Source organism: Thorsellia kenyensis (assembly GCF_042432445.1).
Lineage (GTDB): Bacteria > Pseudomonadota > Gammaproteobacteria > Enterobacterales > Thorselliaceae > Thorsellia > Thorsellia kenyensis.
Genome location: NZ_JBHLXE010000048.1, coordinates 86,616 through 105,406 on the forward strand (window position 1 = coordinate 86,616; position 18,791 = coordinate 105,406).

Here is an 18,791-nt window from a genome sequence, read left to right on the forward strand (position 1 = left end):
AGTTTGTCCCCTTAAATTGCTTGTATTTATTGTTTATTTGAGGGGATAATAGAGTGAATTGTAGATTTAATTTAATTGCCCTTTAGCTCTCATCAATCTTAATTTTTAGCTTTTATCTAATGAAAATTATCAATGGCGAATTAAACTCACAAATTAAAATCTAACATCTTGATTTTGATACATTTTTAAATAGTAAAGAAATTCACTTCTTGGGATCTCTATAGCTCCAAGTGACTCTGTATGAGGATTCAAAATCTGGCAATCAATTAATTCACCGCCAAGTAATTTAAATTCTTGTACCATCGAGTGAAAAGCCACTTTAGAAGCATTGCTTTTTATACTGAACATTGATTCACCACAAAATACTTTACCTTGATGTATGCCATAAAGACCGCCGATTAATTGCTCATCATCCCAAACTTCAACACTTGATGCCATCCCTTTTTTAGCTAAAGCAGTATAGTACTTGATAATCTCCGCTGAGATCCAAGTACCCTCTTCTCTGACTGCACACTGCCTAACAACCTGTTCAAAAGCATGATTAAAAGTTACCCTCCAATGACTTGCTTTTAAGAATCTAATAAAACGCTTATTTGGTTTATAATCATGAACAAAAAGTACAGCCCGCGGATCAGGAGACCACCACATCACCGGCTCACCTTCACTATACCAAGGAAAAATACCTGTACTGTAAGCTTTTTTTAAATGCTTTAGAGTCAATTGTTCGCTTATTGCTACCAGCCCATTAGGCTCTTCAAGTGCACTGTTAGGATCAGGCAAATTATCAATATGAGACAATAAAAGTAGCCGCTTATGCATCTTAATTAATTGTCCATTGTCCATTTTCAACCGAAAGAACCCTATCAAATTTAGATAAAGACTTAATCTTATGAGTTATCATTAAAAGTGTTTTGTCTATTGATAGGTGAAAGATTAATGACATAATTTGCTCTTCAGTATTAGGATCAAGTCCTTCAGTTGGTTCATCAAAAAGCCAAACAGGAGCGTTATGAAGTAAAGCCCTTGCGATGCCTATACGTCTCAATTCTCCTCCTGATAGCTGCCGACCTCCATCTCCCATGATTTGTTCTAATCCTTCATTATGATGTAAATAGCTTAATCCCACTTTATCTAATACACTCTTAAGTTGGTCATCTAATTCATTCGATGTTTCATTGACATAGCTTTGATTATAAGCCAACATTAAATTATCTCTTAATGAGTCATTGAATAAATAGATTGTCTGAGGGATCACTGAAATTGACTCTCTTAGTGATTTTTCATTGTATTGTTTTATGTCTTCCTCAAATAGTTTTATAACCCCTTCATGCTGGCTATAAGCGCGTGTTAATAAGTGAAAAAGCGTTGATTTTCCTGCACCAGTATGTCCTGTAATGGCAACCTTTTGATTAGGCAAAATGTCGAAACTTGCTTTATATATTACTCTATAGGATTGATTAGGGTAAGTGAATGATACAGATTCTAAGGAAATGATATTTTTTAATGTTGTTAATTTTTTCTCAAAAACAGACGCCTTTGAGTCAAATTTTACTATTGGCTGTATGTTATTAATTTCATTTAGTCGATTGGCAGAAGATACAACGGAACCTAAATGCACAAAAGCATGACTAATAGGCACTAACATTTCAAACGCGGCTAGGGTAGCGAACACAAACAGGGCTGCCATCGCTGGAAAAATGACTTGGTTAGTATACGTTTCTTCTTGTGAGAGAGAATCTAGTACAACCTTTTTGAATAATTCAGTAACATTTTGTTCATTAATCCAAATACCTGAAAAATATATCATTATACAAACTGTTAAGCCAGATAAAATTAGAATGCCCGCACTAGACAATTGTTGATAAAGTGAAAGTTTTTTTTCAATTAGCATTCGTTTGCTATCAATATTATCTAATTTATTAGCCTGATGGTGCCACTTAGCATAAATCAAATAAAGGGTTTGACCCGTTAAAAATCGGTTAAACTCATCCCTGTAATTAGATTTTAACAAAACGACTTCATCCCCTAGAGGATTTGACTTGTAATAAAATACAGGTGGAAACACTATAAGAATTAAAAGAAGAACGGCCCCCAACAATAAAGCCAGAGAGACATTAAAAAAACTCAGCACTAAAGTCATGAAGCAGATGACTACAAATGCACTAATGAAGGGGGTAATGACGCGTAAATATAAATTATCTAATGTTTCAACATCGCTAATTAATCGATTTAAAACATCAGCTTGACGATATGATTGCGATAATGCATGTTGCCTCGGGAATATCATTTTAAAGACGGAAACTCGCAATTTAGCAAGTAATCTGAAGGTAGCTTCATGTGAAACAATCCTTTCAAAATATCTAAAAGCGGTTCGACTAATTGCAAGCCCGCGCACAAAAGCCGCAGGTAATAAATAGTTGAATGTTGTAAAAACTACAATACCTGCAATCGCACTAGATGCTAAGAACCATCCAGATAGAGTCAATAATCCTATCCCAGAAAATATAGTTATAATAGCTAACAGTAGGCCTAAAATAACCCAGCCTAGATAACTTTTATATAGTTTGATATAGGGAAATAATGCTTTGAACATTCTGAGCCTTAATACATTCTGACTTGTGTATAAATACCATAATTTATACATCATATATTTTAATAAAACTATTCTAACATAGTTTATTATTTCTGTGCTTGTATTATAAGGCCATAGTAACTTATTTAGCTATAAAATAACTTTAGCTAAATCAAAATAATGTTAATGTAAGCAATTATTTTCCCCTTAAATATTTTGTTCGAAAAATCGAGTGGCTTTGTCTATTGTCTCAATGATAGAGACAATGCCACCTGGATTAGACACAGTTAAAGTATAAGATGGGGCTATGATGCCCATTTTGTTTTGGGGAATTACTATTAGTTGTAAAAATTTGAATTTGTCTTCTCCTTCTACCTTAAATTCTAATTTGAATTTATTTTTTTCTCCAGGAATAGGCTCAGCCTCTTTTCTGAATAGTTCCCTTCCAGTGTCTGCACGCTTTAATATAAACAATGTAGTATTTTGAAATTCTTCTATTGAAGAATCGATAAGATTTAATTCATTCTCAGATAATATATCCGAGACCTTATAAATGAATTCATACTTAACAGTATACTCATAATTTGCAAAAAATTCGTAACTAAGGATTTTAGAATCTAAACCAGGCCTTAAAGATACAATCCCCCCACCGCTATTAAAATTATTACCCGCTAACTCGGCAGGAATAACATTTGCAGGACTTTTTCCCTTGTCATATTCTTGCCCCATAAAATAGTTTAAATCAGCAATAAATATTTTTTGTCCATTTGCAGGAAAACCTGTTTTAGATTTTGGTGTTATAGATACACTTATTCGCTTATTTAGAGCACTGATTGGTACTTGTATTTTGAATGGGTTATTTTCAAAAGAAGGAATAGGTGTTAATTCTAAGTCCGATTCATTAATCATACTCTCAGGGCTTGCACTGACATCGGTAAAATTAGTAAATGAGTCAGGCCATCGTTTCAAAGGATTTTTAAGTTCAGAACTGTACCATTTGACTTCACTGTTTGATAAAAATTCATCTCCATCGATATCGATATAATAAAATAGTCGACTACTCAAGTTCTCTTTAGGTATTTCTAAGACACTGTTAACTGTTGGAAGAAACACTTCTCTAGCATCAATGATTTGTTTGATTATAGTGTATTGTGGAATTATTGGCTGTGGTGCTTGCCCATTAGTTGGCAAAATTGTTATGTCAGATAAAATATTTTCCTCTGCAAACTGTGCGCCTACATATTTTAATATAGGCGCTGAGCCTTTAATCTGATTGGTCACTGTCATAGCTTTAATAGGTTCTGCTAACACACAAGCAGTAAAGCACACATTGAGCAAAAAGAATTTACCTAGGATGCGTATGGGTGCAAATAACTGATCTTTATTTTTCATTTCTAAACCTTTTGTTGTCTTTAGTAGTAGTGTTAAATCCGACAAGAATTATTTTTTAAGTCACTAGATATGAACTAAAAAATAAACTCGTATAATGTATAAACTCCTAATCAATAGGCTTCTTATCAAAATTTGAATAGACATCCATAATAATTTATTGCAATTCGATAAAACGTGCGTCATTAGTCTTATATTTACCTTGAGGCTACGTTAGAATTCTATACTCATTCCAAATTTATCCTAATAAACATGGGATAAGAGAATAAATTATTTTAATCTTCCAGATCAAATGAATAGTTCAAACACCTACATAGATTGTGTTTGAACTATTATTAGAAAACGTCAACAACTAAACTATTACTGCTCTAATACTGATAGTGGTGATGTTGGATCAGGATTTTCTAAACCGATATCAGCCTTCGTATCATCTATATCTACACTTAACTGCATACCCTGCTCAATTAAAGGTTTGATTTTACTATTAATGTTAGTGTCTTGCACTGTGAAGATAAAGAAGTCTTCTTTTGTTGTATTGTCATAGGTATAATTATTTGCTTTAAATGCTAAAGCTTGTTTGAAATCATTTGTTTCTAGGTCTGCGGAAGTTATAGGTTTACCATTGTAAGTCATTCCCTCTTTTACTACGAAACGCCATGCAAAAGCATCAACGCTTTGATATAAATGATCTAATGATCTGCCTTCTTCATCAAACAACATCGCCTTAAATTCACGATTAACAACAGAATAGTCGTCTACTTCTAAGGTGGTATCAACAGGATAAAAGTCTGGCATATCATCTTTTAGCTCGTTTATGACAGTTTTCCACTCCTGTGTCCCTGCAACTCTTGTTTGAATAACTACCTTCGTAGTCCATAAGTCAACTGTACCTGGTGGAGTTTCAGGATCAGGTTTAGGATCTGTTGGCCCTTTATTATCGGTTAAAAAAGCATTCATAACATAGACAGGTTCTGCATCAATAGGAAAACCTGTTTTTGTTCTCGCTGTAATTTTGAAACCAATACGTTTATTTAATGCAATTGCTGGTAAAATAATTTTTTGCAAACCTGTATAATTTGGTGTGGTGACTTGCTTCCCATCAACTGTTGCTGCATTACCATTTAGAAAAACAATGTCTTCTTTGATTTCTGCATCTAGATTATCGAACTCTTCTTGAGTAAGCCAGTTCTCCTTCTTACCATCAACTTCTTCGTAGCTCTTTGGAACTAAAAACCATTCAATATGGTTTTTAGTTCCAGTATCAATAAATTCAAACACATTACCATCTGGCGAATTCACTAACGTTGCTAAATCAGCAAAAGTTAGAGGTTCGTCTCCATCAGTATCTGTAATAATGGCTCCTTCAAAACCATCTTTTACATAATTATCTGGAATTGCAAGCTCCATACCGACTTGCAACTTCCCTGATAATTGAACAGCCTGTAGCTCAGGGCGATCACCTTTGATTTGATTTGTAACACCTAAACTTCTTGAAGATACATTTGTCGCTACTATTAGACCTGCCACAGATAATGCAATGGTCGTTTTATTGAAAAAATTTTTTTTCATGCTTTACATCCTATTTTATTAAGTAATTATTTATATTAACATTTGACTTCGTGTGCGCTTTAAATATGTAGATAACTTAAGCTCAACTTTAATTGTTTTTTTGCATTTCATTACCTCCAAATTTAAAAATAACTTTCATAGACTGCTCACTTTGATTGACTTTATGCAAGGCGCGAGCTTTATTATTTGTAGTCTGTACTTTAAATTCTTGTTTACCTGTAGTATCAGCCTCAATGCCATAAATCCCAGAAGCTACATTTTGAGAACCATCCATCCATATAATTTCTTCAAAGTCAGCTTGCTGACCATTTTCAAAATACAAAGCATCTCCTTGATTCGTTTGATAACCCCAAACAAATGTTTCAACAAATTGTTCGGTCACATCTTCATAAGTAGTCGTATTGCTCGCAGTGTCCTGAACCGGTAAATAAATATATGCGACCAATTCATCACCTATCCGAGCATCTTTATTGGTAGAGTTTAAATTAGTTTCATCAACTAAATACGTATTGCGAGTTTTATTTAGAATAGTCACCTTGACCATGTCTTCTGATATCTGCTTGTCACATTGACTCAGAATGTAGTCATTGCCCGAAGCATCTTGCAGTATGACAGTTATGGGATCACCTTGTTTAGGTTCGCCTGTTACTGTATATGGAGTAGCAGTCACTTCTATTTTGCTGCCATTGATACAATTCATTGCATCAAGGAGTAAAATGTCTTTGTCCACTGTTTTCTCAATAATGCGCTTTTGTCCATCTGATTGAATTAAGGCCCATTCGATACTTTGATATACTGCAGTGTTATCAATAGGATCGCCATCTTTATCAAATTTCCCCTTAGGTAAAGGCATCGATTCGCTGCGTATTACATTACCATTTACATCGACTTCACCAACCAAAGCATTAGCTAATCCATTAGCCAATAAATACTCTATTTTTAATTCACTTCCTTGAGTCAAGGTGATCTCTTTTGGAATAATTGAATTATCTAATCCTTCATAAGGCATGGTTTGTGAATTTCTTGCGAAGAATTTTAATTCTAATTCAGGTGCAGTTCCTAAGGAAGTTTCTGTTAAACCAGAACATAGTAGATTCTTAGCAGAACTTGCATCACTCGCTTCACACAAAAAAGCAGCTTTTGTATAATTAGAGTTTGTTAGCCCTACCGAACCAAAAAAGAAACAAAACATAAGATTAATTGAAGTTCTTGATATACGCATTTTATTTTGCTCCAGTTTTAACAATGGTAGAGCGATTTTCATTGACCTTAGGATCAATATCGGCAATCTTAAGCATCAAGTCATAATATTTTTCAGATGCAGGAATTTTATCACTGCATAGTATTTTTTCTTTATTTAACTCGCTCTTGGTTCTGACGCGTCTACTTATATCAAATTGAACTTCTAACTGAAGATACTGCTCTGTTAATTTTTTAGAATTTAAATTCATTGCTTGATTGTTATTTAACTCCTCACTGGCTATTTTTATAAAGTTATCCCCTATTTCTCCCCAAGCCAATTCGTTATTCTGAAAATTATTTACCTGTGTAGAGAACATGGTAAAACCCTGACACGCTTCTAATCCATAATATTGATTATCTCTATTAACAGTACCTATAGCCTTTTCTTGTATTGGGTTATAATAATGCCACACAAGAGTATCTTGAATTTCAGGTGTAATTTCCGCAGTAAACCAAGTTGGCTTGCCATCTATTTCAGTTAATACAGTTTCGAATACTTTCACTTCATAATATGTATCTAACTTAATATTCTTTTTGACTGTACGACGCTGCATTCCGCCCGTATCTAATATAACTATGCCATTTTCAGACCCATCCTGCCCTCTTTCAATAAGCTGTATTTGTAATAAAGGATCTGTGGCTACTGCATCTGTTTGTAGATAATTTACAAATAGCTTTTCGTTGTTAGTTTTAATTGTTTCATCTGCATAAATAATTTCAGCTTGTAAAGGAATACCTGAAACTTCTGTAGATTCCAAGTACACGTCAAAACTTGAAGTAACAACAATAAAGTGCCATCTGTTTATTTTAGTTGCATCACGATATTTTTTTAATACAACTAATTTTGAATCTACCTCATTGATATCAAGAGAAATTTGCGTCTTCACTTCCTCATAAATATAGTTGATATTAATATCTGTATCTGCATCACTTAAATCAACTTCTCGTCCATCCACGGTTTCTAGATCCACAGTCAAATGTACAAATTGATTTGTCAGTTTATTGGGGACTTGTGATGGAATAAAACTTGTGTCATTAAAAATATAAAGTAAATTCGGTCGGTCATCTATATCCGATCCATTTTCATCTATTTGTCCATTACGATTAAAATCAAACAGTCCTTCGTTTATGTCGGTTCGTTGAATAAAGGATAATGTAGCAACATAATTACTATTACCATCAATGACCTTAAGTAATAAAGTGTTAGATTTCGCTGTTATTCCCTCTTCATTAGTTAAATACAAGGTAACGTAAAATGTTCCTGTACTGAGAGCGTTAAATTGAAGCTTATTTTCATTTGTAAAAACAGTATTTTGATTAAATTCAGGGGTAATCACCCATCTAAAATTTTTAATTGGTGTTTTGCTGTTATTACTAGCTGAAATATTTATTAAATCAGATAAATAGTATTCATAACTGTTATTAGCAGATGAATTAATATAATTTAGAGGAGTTATAGTTACCTCAAAGGACTGCTTTCTATATTCAAAAACAATTTCATTATTTCTATCGACTAAGTCATAACGACTACCCATTAGGTTTCTGGTTAATTCGACATTTTCTGCTTTTAATTGCTCTTCTAATGGAATGCCCATTTGTAGATTCATTTGCATATTTATTTGAGTATCTGAGTGTCCACTCTCACCTATTTTGTGCGTCGCACCTACCGTAAGTAAAGGAAATGGTGTGTAATCTATTCCTGCACTTAATGCGAGAGGATTGTGTTGTAATTCCTCTTTAGAAAAAAGGGCTACTTCATCACCTAGATATTGTTCAAAAACTAGTGAACCACCAATGTGGGGATTGCTTGGTAAGTAACCTTGCATTCTAATGTCATATCCCTTAGCGGGTCTTTCATCGTATCCTTGGAGAACTGAGGAATCTTTCCACTCACTTATTGGTAGATAATAGTTTGCCGCCAATTTGAAATAATTTTTCCAATATTCGGCCCCCAGACTCATACGTGTATTACTACCGGTAAAATCGTGATCAATAAAAGAATTTAAACCAACGGCAAAATCACCATCAGTTTGAAAATAGCGGTAACCTAGGCCAAAATTCCCAACAATTCGTTTTTCGCCAGAATCACCTTGTTCTCTTATCGCATTTTGAGAAAAAAACACATGTTGGTCACGGTCATATAGTGGAGAGAAAACACTTAAATCATAGTTCGTAATATTACCTTTACTATCAATAGTAATATTTGTTTGAGATTTGCCAAATTGACCTAAAATGCTTTGTGCTCTCGTATTTATTTGACGATTTGTTTCATTATTAAATGCTGCTTCTGCATTTGTTACCATCATTTCTATATTTTCTTGCGCAATAGATTCTGCTGTTTTTCCTGCTGCTAAAGATTTAGACATTTTTGCAGTAAATGATTCAATATCTTGATTTAAATTAAATAAGGAGTTTTCAATTAACGGAGCTATAAATTTCTTAGATGCTGATTCATCAGAGTGCGTTATTTGCATATCTGGTAAATTTATAGGGTTAATTTTATTTCTCACCTCGGATTTATTGAATCCCAAATCACTATAACTTGTTAAGTTTTCTTGAGCATTTATAGCAAAATTAAGCGCATAATTTCCTATGGAAATATTTTCAGAATTGACTATTTCACGATTAAATTTAGGAATATTGATTTGATAATTTGAGTTAGATTCAGCAATTATTTTGGTAGATTCAGCTTGTATAAAATTCACATTTATCAATAGAGTTAAAATAATTAAAGTAATGGCTTTCACCGTTACATTTAGAGTTACAAATATTGTTTTCAAAAAAATCACCTTAACATCATTAAATTCAATTTATTATGACAACTTACCAGTGTAGATAGTGTTTATCAAAGTTACTCTCATTTTCATTCCTTACGGAAATATTGAAATTGAAATTTCCATTTAACTAAAATCATAGTAACCAAAAGTAACAATCACAAGTAATTACTAATTTTTAACCCTGCAAAAGTAAATTAACGTAAGAAAGTTGACAATTTTTTTTACAAAAGTAACTAACTATTTCCATTATATATTGATATAGATCAATTTTTGTATCCGTTACACCTCTTAAACTGTGTAATAAATAAGCGCAACAAAAAATCAACTTTTCCTTAGCGAGGATTTAACTTCGAGTGACTAATAAGTTATTTTCTAAATGCCAACAGTAAAATTAATTTAAAATTTATGACGTGTAATAAAGTTAAAAAATGTTAGTCATTCAATTGTCGTCCCGTCACTTTGAAGAAGTTAAAAAAAACACTTTTTTACTTTATAAATTAGAATAAGTGCCCTAAAAAGATAAATAATTTATCAATAGCTTTGCTTATTTTTTTAGTGGATGTTAGAAACTATAAGGAAAATACTGTTGGAGGGTCAAAGCATTATAAAGTACATAAATTTACAAAAAAAATTGCAAGCAATGATTTGATTTTATAAGCGGAGATATACATGCAGCGTTAACTCTAGAGTGACGTTAGTTTAACTTTCAGGGGTAAATATGTTTCGATGGCGATTAAATGCGCATTAAGTAATGCTAGAAACTACCACCAAAAAGTATTTCTTAATTTTTACAATTTTTAATTGTTATTAATTTGTTGCTTGACATTATTTAGCCACTAATTGATAATCATTGACATAATTTAGATTTTTGAATATTCGTAATAACTTGATTATATGTGTTGAAGGTAATGATGTATAGTTCTGCATTGAACTAACACATTTTACTCATATGATTTATAATCAAATTTTTTTTCATAGAACATCAAAGGATGATTACTATGCAAACTAATAGCATTCCTTTATACAAGAACCCAGTCGCTCTTGACCAAAAAAAACACAGCAATTTATTTTTAGTTCCTAAAATAGACTATTCCTTCGCACAAGAAGATCTTCTTATACCTATTTTACTTTCTGAATTAAGATCTGCTGTAAAACACTTTCCAATTGTTTTTACAACTTCAGTGCCTTCTTGTTTAGTTGCTGTTATGGGTATTGCAAATAGAAAAAATCAGTTTATTGAAAATGGGGAATGGAAAGTAGGTACCTATATGCCACAATATTTAAAAAGGTACCCCTTTTTAATTATAAAAAATGCTAATGTTAATCCCGCTGTTAATATTTTAGGCATAGATTTAAAAGAACCCAACGTTATTTCAAATAACCTGTTAGAATCTAACTATGCGAACCCTTTATTCATTGAAAACAAACCTACTGAAATAACTAATAGTGCATTAAAATATTGTTTATCTTTCCAAAATGGTTTTAATAAAACAAAAAAATTTGTGCAGGCTATTGAAGAATTACAAATGATTGTCCCTAAAAAAATCAGCTTGAAAAAGAATAATGGAGAGATAGAACAGATGCACGGATTGCAATTTTTAAATGACAAAAAGATCTTTCAATTGCCTGAAGAGACATATAACTTATTGAATAAAAAGGGTTTTTTGCATTATATTTCATTAATACACGCTTCGCAACAAAACTGGCAAACACTTTTAAATCAAGTTAAGGATTAAATAATTATTTATAGACTAAATTGAATAATAAACTTTATCCTCTCTACAAATCATGTCGGATCTAAGCAATTTTTTGGTTGATCCAGCATGATTGTACCTTCAATTAAGTTGTACAAAAATTCTCTACGCTGATTCATATATTTAATTAGATAATTTCCCCCGTCAAATCCTTGTGGTAGTTACATTATCGATTTATGATATCCAACTATCGTTTGGTTTATCCTCACATCCTAAGATCATTTTTTTAGAACAAAACTTGATTCACCGTTTTAGAATCTCTTTTGAATTTTCCCTAGATGCATTAATAATTTTTTTAAAATCGAAATTACTGAAAGTCAGAATCTGCTATTATTCAAAATATTTAAATATAATTTAATTTTTCATTCATTTTTTTTGACTTAAATTCACTTTTTTGGCACCAAAAATTCATAAAATAAAACCAACTCCCAATATTTCCTTTTAAAATCATATAGTATAAATTTCCATTCGCAAATTTTAATTAACTTATCATTCAAAAAGTCAATACATCAAAATGTAAATTTAAATAATAAAGTGAATTAATTTGTTATAAAAAGTCATATTTATAAAATAGAATTGTCTCTTTTTCTGAATATCTTATACTTGTAATCGTTGAAAGCAATTAACTCCAACCAGTACACTAAAATAATATAACATTTAGTATTTGTTCTATAAATAATAAAAGGGAAAACAATGATTAATACAAAAACACAATTAGTAGATGACTTTATGTTCGATGCATATGAAACTTTATCCTTAGATTGTGATTTTGAGTATAGTTTTGATAAATTAGAGAAGCAGTCTGAGTTAAAAGTTACGAATTCTTTTTACACAAACAGTTTTTGTGATGAAATTGTAATTAATTCAAAAAACTCAGACAGCCAATTCATAAATTTGCCAATAGAAAAAACTATTGACATCGAAGAAAATAACTGTGAAAACGGAATGATTAAATTCCATAACGAGTCAGATTTTACACTAATTATTGAAAATATTTAGTTTACAGATTAATTTAAAATAACTTATTTATCGCTTTTGTTCATATAAACTAATACAATTTAATTAGTCTGATTTAAAAATGCACAATCAAGTAATAGGGGGGTTAATAAACCACCATTAACTACTTAAGTGATACAGGACCAAAAGCGGTTTTAAAACAAGTTTAATTTATATAATTTCATTATTTTCAATATAAAGGCGCTCTAACTGAGCGTCTTTATCATTGTAACTATTCACTTCAAAAAAGCGTTTTATCTTTTAGTAGCTCTAATGCTCTAATAAGTGATTTCACTTAATACGCAGCTTATTTTTCAGTTAAGTTTCAATTTTAAAATTACATTTAAAATACACTTTATTAATGGGCTTGGTACTATACCTCATTCAGATTTGCACTTGCCTGGCTAAGAACTAAATTAGAATAAGAGTTAGCCAATCTATTAACTATTGCAAATAAGTGATTTAATGTTTCCTAAAATTTAAATAATATTTTCTACGCTTCCAATTAATTTATATTCACAAGAATGCACTAAATCATTGATTCAAAAATAGACCTTTTAATACATTATTATTTATGCTTAATTCATTTTTTTGTTTCTTGTTTATAATACGATAAATAAAAAAAGGAGCAGGCTATAGAATTACTTTAATTTTTTTAAAACTGTAAAAGACTCTAGAGAAAATATTAATAAAAATCATGATTTTATTGATATTTTTTCTTACCATTAGTGCAGTTATTTCAGGCGTACTCAGTTGGAAATATATCAGACAACTTGGCGTTGAAAAGCTGGAATAGCTCAGAGAATTTCTAGAATTTAAAAATGTTTTCCCTATCGATGATACGTTTACCCGAGTGATTAGGTTAATCAAACCTGATGAGTTTAATCAATGCTTTATCGATTAGGTAAACACTCCACATTCCACAGTTCCAAAAAAAGACCAATTATGACTGTTTAGATGGTGATTATGAACTTTGATAATGCTGACGTATATGATTATGTGCATCTTGGATTGGTTCTTGGTTTTATTAAACAGGTTGGATTGATAGACTATATTGATCGCGTCATTCCTAAAACTAAGCCATGTTATATCAATCATTGTCAAGCAGTTGTAGCTATGTTGCTTTATTTTAAGAGAAAATTCTATTTTTAGCTCTTATTATTTTTAGGGAGGATTACACCCCCAGCTTTTAAATGTGTTGTAATTTAATTTGTGCAATTCACAGTATTGCCTTTGGGTTAATCCAGAACTTCTCCAGGCAGTTAAATGGTTAATTTTATCTTCAAATATCAGATTCATCAGTAATATCCTCATTTTGTTGGAATGACTGACAGTTTAGAGTTTCTGAATTTAAAAAATAGATGTGTTCACCGTGTTAATACGTTAATACCTTAGTCAGGGTGTTTACACTTTCTTTCAATTGGACGGGTTTGCCAGCTTTGCAGGGCAAACCAAAAAAAACCTAGGATTTTAGCCCTAGGTTTTTAAATTGCAATTTAACAACAATAATTAGTTTAGATTACTGGAATATCTTGTTGAATCCAAAGTTGTGCATCTTCTGTGGCGTGAACAAAAACGTTATATGTTTCACCACGGAATGTCTGTGCACCTAATGAAGACCACTCATTGTTAGATAAATCTAAATCTACGGTATCCTCTTCGCCTCCTTGAATAACAAGTAAATGATCGTTTTCGGGTGTCATTGCTAATACATCTTCGATATTTAATGTCAGTGTATTTGCATATGCATCATTCATATGAATATATTCTATCGATGTTACTTTTCCACTTATATCGGAAAGGTTTAAATCTTCAAAGCTATTCCATATCAGAGTATCATCCCCTTCATTACCATCTACAAAATCAAAATCAGAATCAGAAATAATTATATAGTCATTTCCTTCTCCAGCATCGAATGAAGTTGCACCATTTTTATCATCTAGTGTATTGACACTGTCGCTACCAACTAACGCTCCAGTACCATCTAAATAACTTGCATTTGTAGGATAGACATTTTCGTCACCTTGACCACGAATAGAGCCATCTGCATTAACAACAACCGAATAAATATCGCCTGTGTAATTAGTCCATGCATTTGTATTACTATCCGCCATCTTAGTCCACGTAATAACATAGCCACCATCATCTAATGCCGATACATATGGTCTTGCATCTATGAATTCAGAACTATTAGTAGAAACAAGTGTTTCACCACCTAGTTTATTACCCGCGGCATCAAAAGCTTGAGAATAAACTTCAGCACGGTTGCCCGCTGTAAATTTACTCCAAGTGACAACATATCCACCGTGTTTTAGCGCTGTCATATCATAATGGGTTGATACCCTATCAAATAACATGCCATTTACGCCGTCCGTAGTCGTATTGACACGCACATCTGTATCATCAAGAGCAACTAGTTTATTTTCAGCATCAAGTTTAAAACGTCTTGAGTAAATATCAAAATCCTGAATGTTACCAGCGGTTCCATTCGTTGACGTATGATTAGATAAATAAGTTACCACAATCGTTCCATCTGCTAAATAAGCAACAACGGGTGATATTTGTAAAAATTTATCTTCTACATTAACCTGCACATCTTCCCCTAGTGGCTTGCCAGTTTTAAAGTCATATAAACGCAACCAAACATCAGTATCACGGGTATTACCATCATCAAATCTATTTTTTGATGACATGTAAGTTACTGCGTATATATCACCACTAACATGCGTAGCATTTAAACCATCTGTAGTAGACGTATTCGTTGAGCCCTGAATTGCGCCAACTAAACCATCTAGATTGAAGGTAAATGAATTACCTGCATTGACACCTGTAGTTTGTGCTACTGGCGTTGTATCTATTGCTGTACCGTCCGCTTTATAGCGTTGCATATACAAGTTATAGTCGTGAATTGTACCTGACGCGAAAAAGACCACATAATCCCCGTTATCCATTTGAACAATTGTTGGATCTAACTCGAACGCCTGAACATTAGTCGTTGGGCCTTGTGACAATCTATTACCATCTTTATCAAAATTAGCGATATAAGGCGTTTGTGAATTTACTGATGTATAAAATACCCTAAATTCACCTTGGTCATTGAAAACAACATCATACGCATAAATAAAATGCAAATTATCCGTTAACGAGTGACCATCTGAATAAGGACTGTTTGCGATAGTAATTTGATTAGAAATAGGCTCGCCTTTTTGATTAAATTTACGGGCATACAAGTTAAAATCATTATTATAGTTAGCTCCAGAATTAGTTACGTAAAATAACCAGTATGAACCATCAGGTTGAGCATAGACTTTAGACGCTGTATCTTGTCTATTAACTGTTGTGACAGCAGGTGTTGTCTCTGGCTTAAATATTGTAAATTCTTCTGTGTTCCCTGATTGTTGACCTTGCCCATCTAGCGTTGATGTCGATGTCGTAATGGTATAGGTTCCCTTGTCTAAAGATAAACCTTTTGAAGTCCAAGCATTCCCTGTTATTTTCCAGCTACTATTCAGCTTATCAACCTCAATTCCACCACCAGGATTGCTGGTAAACGTAGTTATAGTTTGGCCTAATTCGTTTTTAATTACCACAGTAATGACATCACCATTTCCTACGTTACCACGTCCTACAAAGGCTGGTGTATCATCTGCAAGATAATCAAAATCAGGTGATTTAGTGACTGTTGCAGCACGATAGATAGTTAATTCATCCGTTGAACTATCTTCTTTGACAGCGCCACTTAAGGTAACTATCTGAGCCTGTACATCTAACTCCAAATTATTTCGTCCACTATAATTAATCGCATCCGCATCTGCAATTTTAAGTGACCATTTTCCTGTAGAGTTATTCACTGTAAGATTACCATTTATCTCTGAATATACTTTACCAGCAATTGTCACTTGCACGGTTTCTCCTTTGCGAAGGCCTGAAAAAGTTCCTGTGATTGTCGGAGTCGTATCAAGGGTTGCAATAGGATCAACAGTCACATCTCCAACAGGAGGCGCTTTATTAATAATCACATTCTGGGAATCTTGTCCCGAGATGTTACCCGCTTCATCAACCACACGGACTTTAACATCATACCCGTCTAGTTTATCAGCAAGTGGTTGACTCGTATTATCATATGTCCAATTTTTACCATCTACTGTCGCAAGTTTCCATGTTAAGCCACCGTCTAAACTAATTTGAACAAATTCATCCTTATCAAGAGAAGTCGATAAGCTACCATAAAAGATTAGCGTATCATCAGCAGTATTAAAATCATTATCAATGTTAGTATCATCACTTATTCCATCAATTGAAATAGTGGTTTGAGTCACAGCAGTATCAATTGTTAACGATTGTACATATTCTGCCTCAGGTGTACCAAATTCATTAACGATTTGTGCTTTCAAATCATAGATACCATCACCTAATGTATTTTGCGATAAATCCAAGATCCAGCTTTTTCCATCAGGATTAACTGTCGCCCTTAGCCAACTATTTCCACCATCTAAACTTAGGCGGATATATTGTCCACTTTCTAGTGTTTCCTCAATGGTACCACGCAATACAAGCGTATTATCATTCGTGACAAAATCAGTGTTACTTACACCCTTATCATCTGAAATATCTGTAATTACAATAGAATTCTGAAATATTTGAGAATCATCAATAACAAGATCTTGACTATCAGTGACATACCCTAGATTACCGGTATAATCAATTACTCTTACTTTTACTTTGTAAGTCCCATTTTCGAACGGTGTTGCTTGTCTGTCATAGTACCATTCAGTACCTGAAACAATCGTTTTATTCCAAGTCAGACCATCATCAAAACTAATTTCAACATATTCGTTTTCTTCTAATTCTTTGTCGAGATGACCAAAAAATTCCAATGAAGTATCATTTGTTTTGAAATCATTATCAGCAAAACCTGCATCGTCACTAATTCTATCAAAGTAAACTTTGTTATTAATATCCGGTCCTACGGTATCAATAGTGATTTGTTTCGTATCGATTGATCCAGTATTGCCTACTATGTTAACAATTCTGACATCAATTATATAGTCTCCATCATTTAATATCCTATCCTCAAAACCAGTAAATACCCAATTATTATTAATAATATTTACTGCTGGGACTTTAATCCAGTTTTCATTGTTGATACGAATTTCAATACTCTCGCCAATACCTAATGGTTTGTCTAAAGTACCATTTACAATAAGTGTGTTGTCATTTGTAATAAAATCACTTTCTGCACCAGAATCATCAGATATACTCTGAATCAATATGGTGTTTTCACCTACCTCAGTACCATCTATTTGTAAATCCTGACTATCGACAGCCCCTGGATTTCCTGCTATATCAAATATTTGAGCTTGCAATGTATAATTATTATCTGCTAATGGTCCAAGTTCCACACTCCAAGTGTTGTTATTGACTATAGCGTCTTTCCATGTCTTACCACCATCAAAAGTAACTTTGATAATTTCATCATTTGCAAGTTTATTATCAATGATACCGGATACTGTAATTGTATTTGTACTGGTTTTGAAGTCACCATCTATACCAGTATCTGGTGTAATTGCTAAGATTTCAATAGCATTATTTCCTGGGCCTACTGTATCAACAGTAATGTCTTGCTCATAAATAGCACCGACATTATTCGCGATATCAATGACACGAACTTGAGCAGTAAAAGTTCCATCCAGCAATAAATTATTAGTATTTTCAAAAGACCAATTTTGACCTTGTAAATCTACTAATGCCCAAGTATTTCCACCATCAATGCTTATTTCAACTCTTTCATCTGTATTTAATGTACGGCTGATCGTTCCTGAAATAACCAGTGTTTTATCATTGGTTATAAAGTCATCAATAACACCAGAATCATCACTTATCGATGTAATGAATACCTCAATATTCTCAGGTGCTGAAATATCGACAATGACTGGATAGGTCAATGCTGGACTGTCATTACCAGCGTCATCACGTTGCTTAACGCTTAAATCCCCTGACGTATTGTCAGTCAATTTGCCTTCAGGGATTTCTAAGGTAAAGTCCGCATTGCCGTTACCATCCGTTGGACCATAGGTTAATGGGTACTCGTCACCTTTAGGATCTGTACTGAACACTAACTCTTCACCATTTGGTAACGTAACCACAACATCTTGACCCGCTTCGCCTTTACCTGTGATGGTTGGCGTCGTCGTATTCAAGCCATCTGTGTCTGGGTTGTACCCTTCGATGTTCAAGTTTTCGATTGAGCCTGGTGGTGTGGTATCCACCAACACAGGATAGGTCAAGGCTGGACTGTTATTACCAGCGTCATCACGTTGTTTAACGCTTAAATCACCTGACGTATTGTCAGTTAATTTGCCTTCTGGAATTTGCAATTCAAACTCTGCATTGCCATCCTCATCCGTTGGACCATAGCTCAGTGGATACTCGCCCTCTTTAGGATCGGTACTGAACACTAACTCTTCACCATTTGGTAAGGTCACCACAACA

At 33.0% G+C, this 18,791-nt stretch carries 11 protein-coding genes and 1 pseudogene; 4 read left to right on the plus strand and 8 right to left on the minus strand.

What is annotated here, in order from left to right:
- Positions 1-153 precede the first annotated feature (153 nt).
- The 6 genes from aat to ACFFIT_RS05090 form a co-directional block, all read right to left on the minus strand.
- Positions 154-819 carry a leucyl/phenylalanyl-tRNA--protein transferase gene (aat, locus tag ACFFIT_RS05065; RefSeq protein WP_385876566.1) on the minus strand — a complete coding sequence of 222 codons (666 nt, stop codon included), beginning with the start codon at positions 817-819 and terminating at the stop codon, positions 154-156.
- Position 820: 1 nt separating this feature from the next.
- Positions 821-2,593: a heme ABC transporter ATP-binding protein/permease CydC gene (cydC, locus tag ACFFIT_RS05070; RefSeq protein WP_385876567.1), complete on the minus strand. Its 1,773-nt coding sequence runs from the start codon at positions 2,591-2,593 to the stop codon at positions 821-823.
- Positions 2,594-2,779: 186 nt separating this feature from the next.
- Positions 2,780-3,964 carry a hypothetical protein gene (locus ACFFIT_RS05075; RefSeq protein ID WP_385876568.1) on the minus strand — a complete coding sequence of 395 codons (1,185 nt, stop codon included), beginning with the start codon at positions 3,962-3,964 and terminating at the stop codon, positions 2,780-2,782.
- Positions 3,965-4,321: 357 nt separating this feature from the next.
- Entirely contained in the window at positions 4,322-5,530 is a 1,209-nt protein-coding gene (locus tag ACFFIT_RS05080) for a hypothetical protein (RefSeq protein ID WP_385876569.1), read from the minus strand.
- 88 nt (positions 5,531-5,618) lie between these two features.
- Positions 5,619-6,752: a hypothetical protein gene (locus ACFFIT_RS05085; protein WP_385876570.1), complete on the minus strand. Its 1,134-nt coding sequence runs from the start codon at positions 6,750-6,752 to the stop codon at positions 5,619-5,621.
- A 1-nt stretch (position 6,753) separates the two neighbouring features.
- Positions 6,754-9,552 (minus strand): inverse autotransporter beta domain-containing protein, encoded by a 2,799-nt coding sequence (locus tag ACFFIT_RS05090; RefSeq protein ID WP_385876571.1) that lies wholly within the window; start codon positions 9,550-9,552, stop codon positions 6,754-6,756.
- A gap of 995 nt (positions 9,553-10,547) precedes the next feature.
- Here ACFFIT_RS05090 and ACFFIT_RS05095 point away from each other — a divergent pair.
- From ACFFIT_RS05095 to ACFFIT_RS05110, 4 genes and pseudogenes are all read left to right on the plus strand, one after another.
- Positions 10,548-11,285 carry a SapC family protein gene (locus ACFFIT_RS05095; protein WP_385876572.1) on the plus strand — a complete coding sequence of 246 codons (738 nt, stop codon included), beginning with the start codon at positions 10,548-10,550 and terminating at the stop codon, positions 11,283-11,285.
- 711 nt (positions 11,286-11,996) lie between these two features.
- Positions 11,997-12,302, plus strand: a complete 306-nt coding sequence (locus ACFFIT_RS05100) for a hypothetical protein (protein WP_385876573.1) — start codon at positions 11,997-11,999, stop codon at positions 12,300-12,302.
- 805 nt (positions 12,303-13,107) lie between these two features.
- Positions 13,108-13,203 (plus strand): annotated as a pseudogene (locus tag ACFFIT_RS05105) (hypothetical protein); the annotation flags it as partial.
- A 62-nt stretch (positions 13,204-13,265) separates the two neighbouring features.
- Positions 13,266-13,451, plus strand: a complete 186-nt coding sequence (locus ACFFIT_RS05110; protein WP_385876574.1) for a DUF4277 domain-containing protein — start codon at positions 13,266-13,268, stop codon at positions 13,449-13,451.
- Between the two features lie 12 nt (positions 13,452-13,463).
- Here ACFFIT_RS05110 and tnpA read toward each other — a convergent pair whose 3' ends face one another.
- Complete coding sequence (gene tnpA, locus ACFFIT_RS13315; RefSeq protein ID WP_446697446.1) at positions 13,464-13,613, minus strand: IS66 family insertion sequence element accessory protein TnpA; 150 nt, start codon at positions 13,611-13,613, stop codon at positions 13,464-13,466.
- Between the two features lie 200 nt (positions 13,614-13,813).
- A partial coding sequence (locus ACFFIT_RS05115) for an Ig-like domain-containing protein (RefSeq protein WP_385876575.1) occupies positions 13,814-18,791 on the minus strand: 4,978 nt, incomplete at its 5' end.

Excerpts from the sequence above, each read along its gene's own strand:
- ACFFIT_RS05085 (WP_385876570.1), bottom strand. The coding sequence starts at position 6,752 with ATGCGTATATCAAGAACTTCAATTAATCTTATGTTTTGTTTCTTTTTT.
- ACFFIT_RS05100 (WP_385876573.1), top strand. The coding sequence starts at position 11,997 with ATGATTAATACAAAAACACAATTAGTAGATGACTTTATGTTCGATGCA.
- tnpA (WP_446697446.1), bottom strand. The coding sequence starts at position 13,613 with ATGAGGATATTACTGATGAATCTGATATTTGAAGATAAAATTAACCAT.
- aat (WP_385876566.1), bottom strand. The coding sequence starts at position 819 with ATGCATAAGCGGCTACTTTTATTGTCTCATATTGATAATTTGCCTGAT.
- ACFFIT_RS05075 (WP_385876568.1), bottom strand. The coding sequence starts at position 3,964 with ATGAAAAATAAAGATCAGTTATTTGCACCCATACGCATCCTAGGTAAA.
- ACFFIT_RS05095 (WP_385876572.1), top strand. The coding sequence starts at position 10,548 with ATGCAAACTAATAGCATTCCTTTATACAAGAACCCAGTCGCTCTTGAC.
- ACFFIT_RS05110 (WP_385876574.1), top strand. The coding sequence starts at position 13,266 with ATGAACTTTGATAATGCTGACGTATATGATTATGTGCATCTTGGATTG.
- cydC (WP_385876567.1), bottom strand. The coding sequence starts at position 2,593 with ATGTTCAAAGCATTATTTCCCTATATCAAACTATATAAAAGTTATCTA.
- ACFFIT_RS05080 (WP_385876569.1), bottom strand. The coding sequence starts at position 5,530 with ATGAAAAAAAATTTTTTCAATAAAACGACCATTGCATTATCTGTGGCA.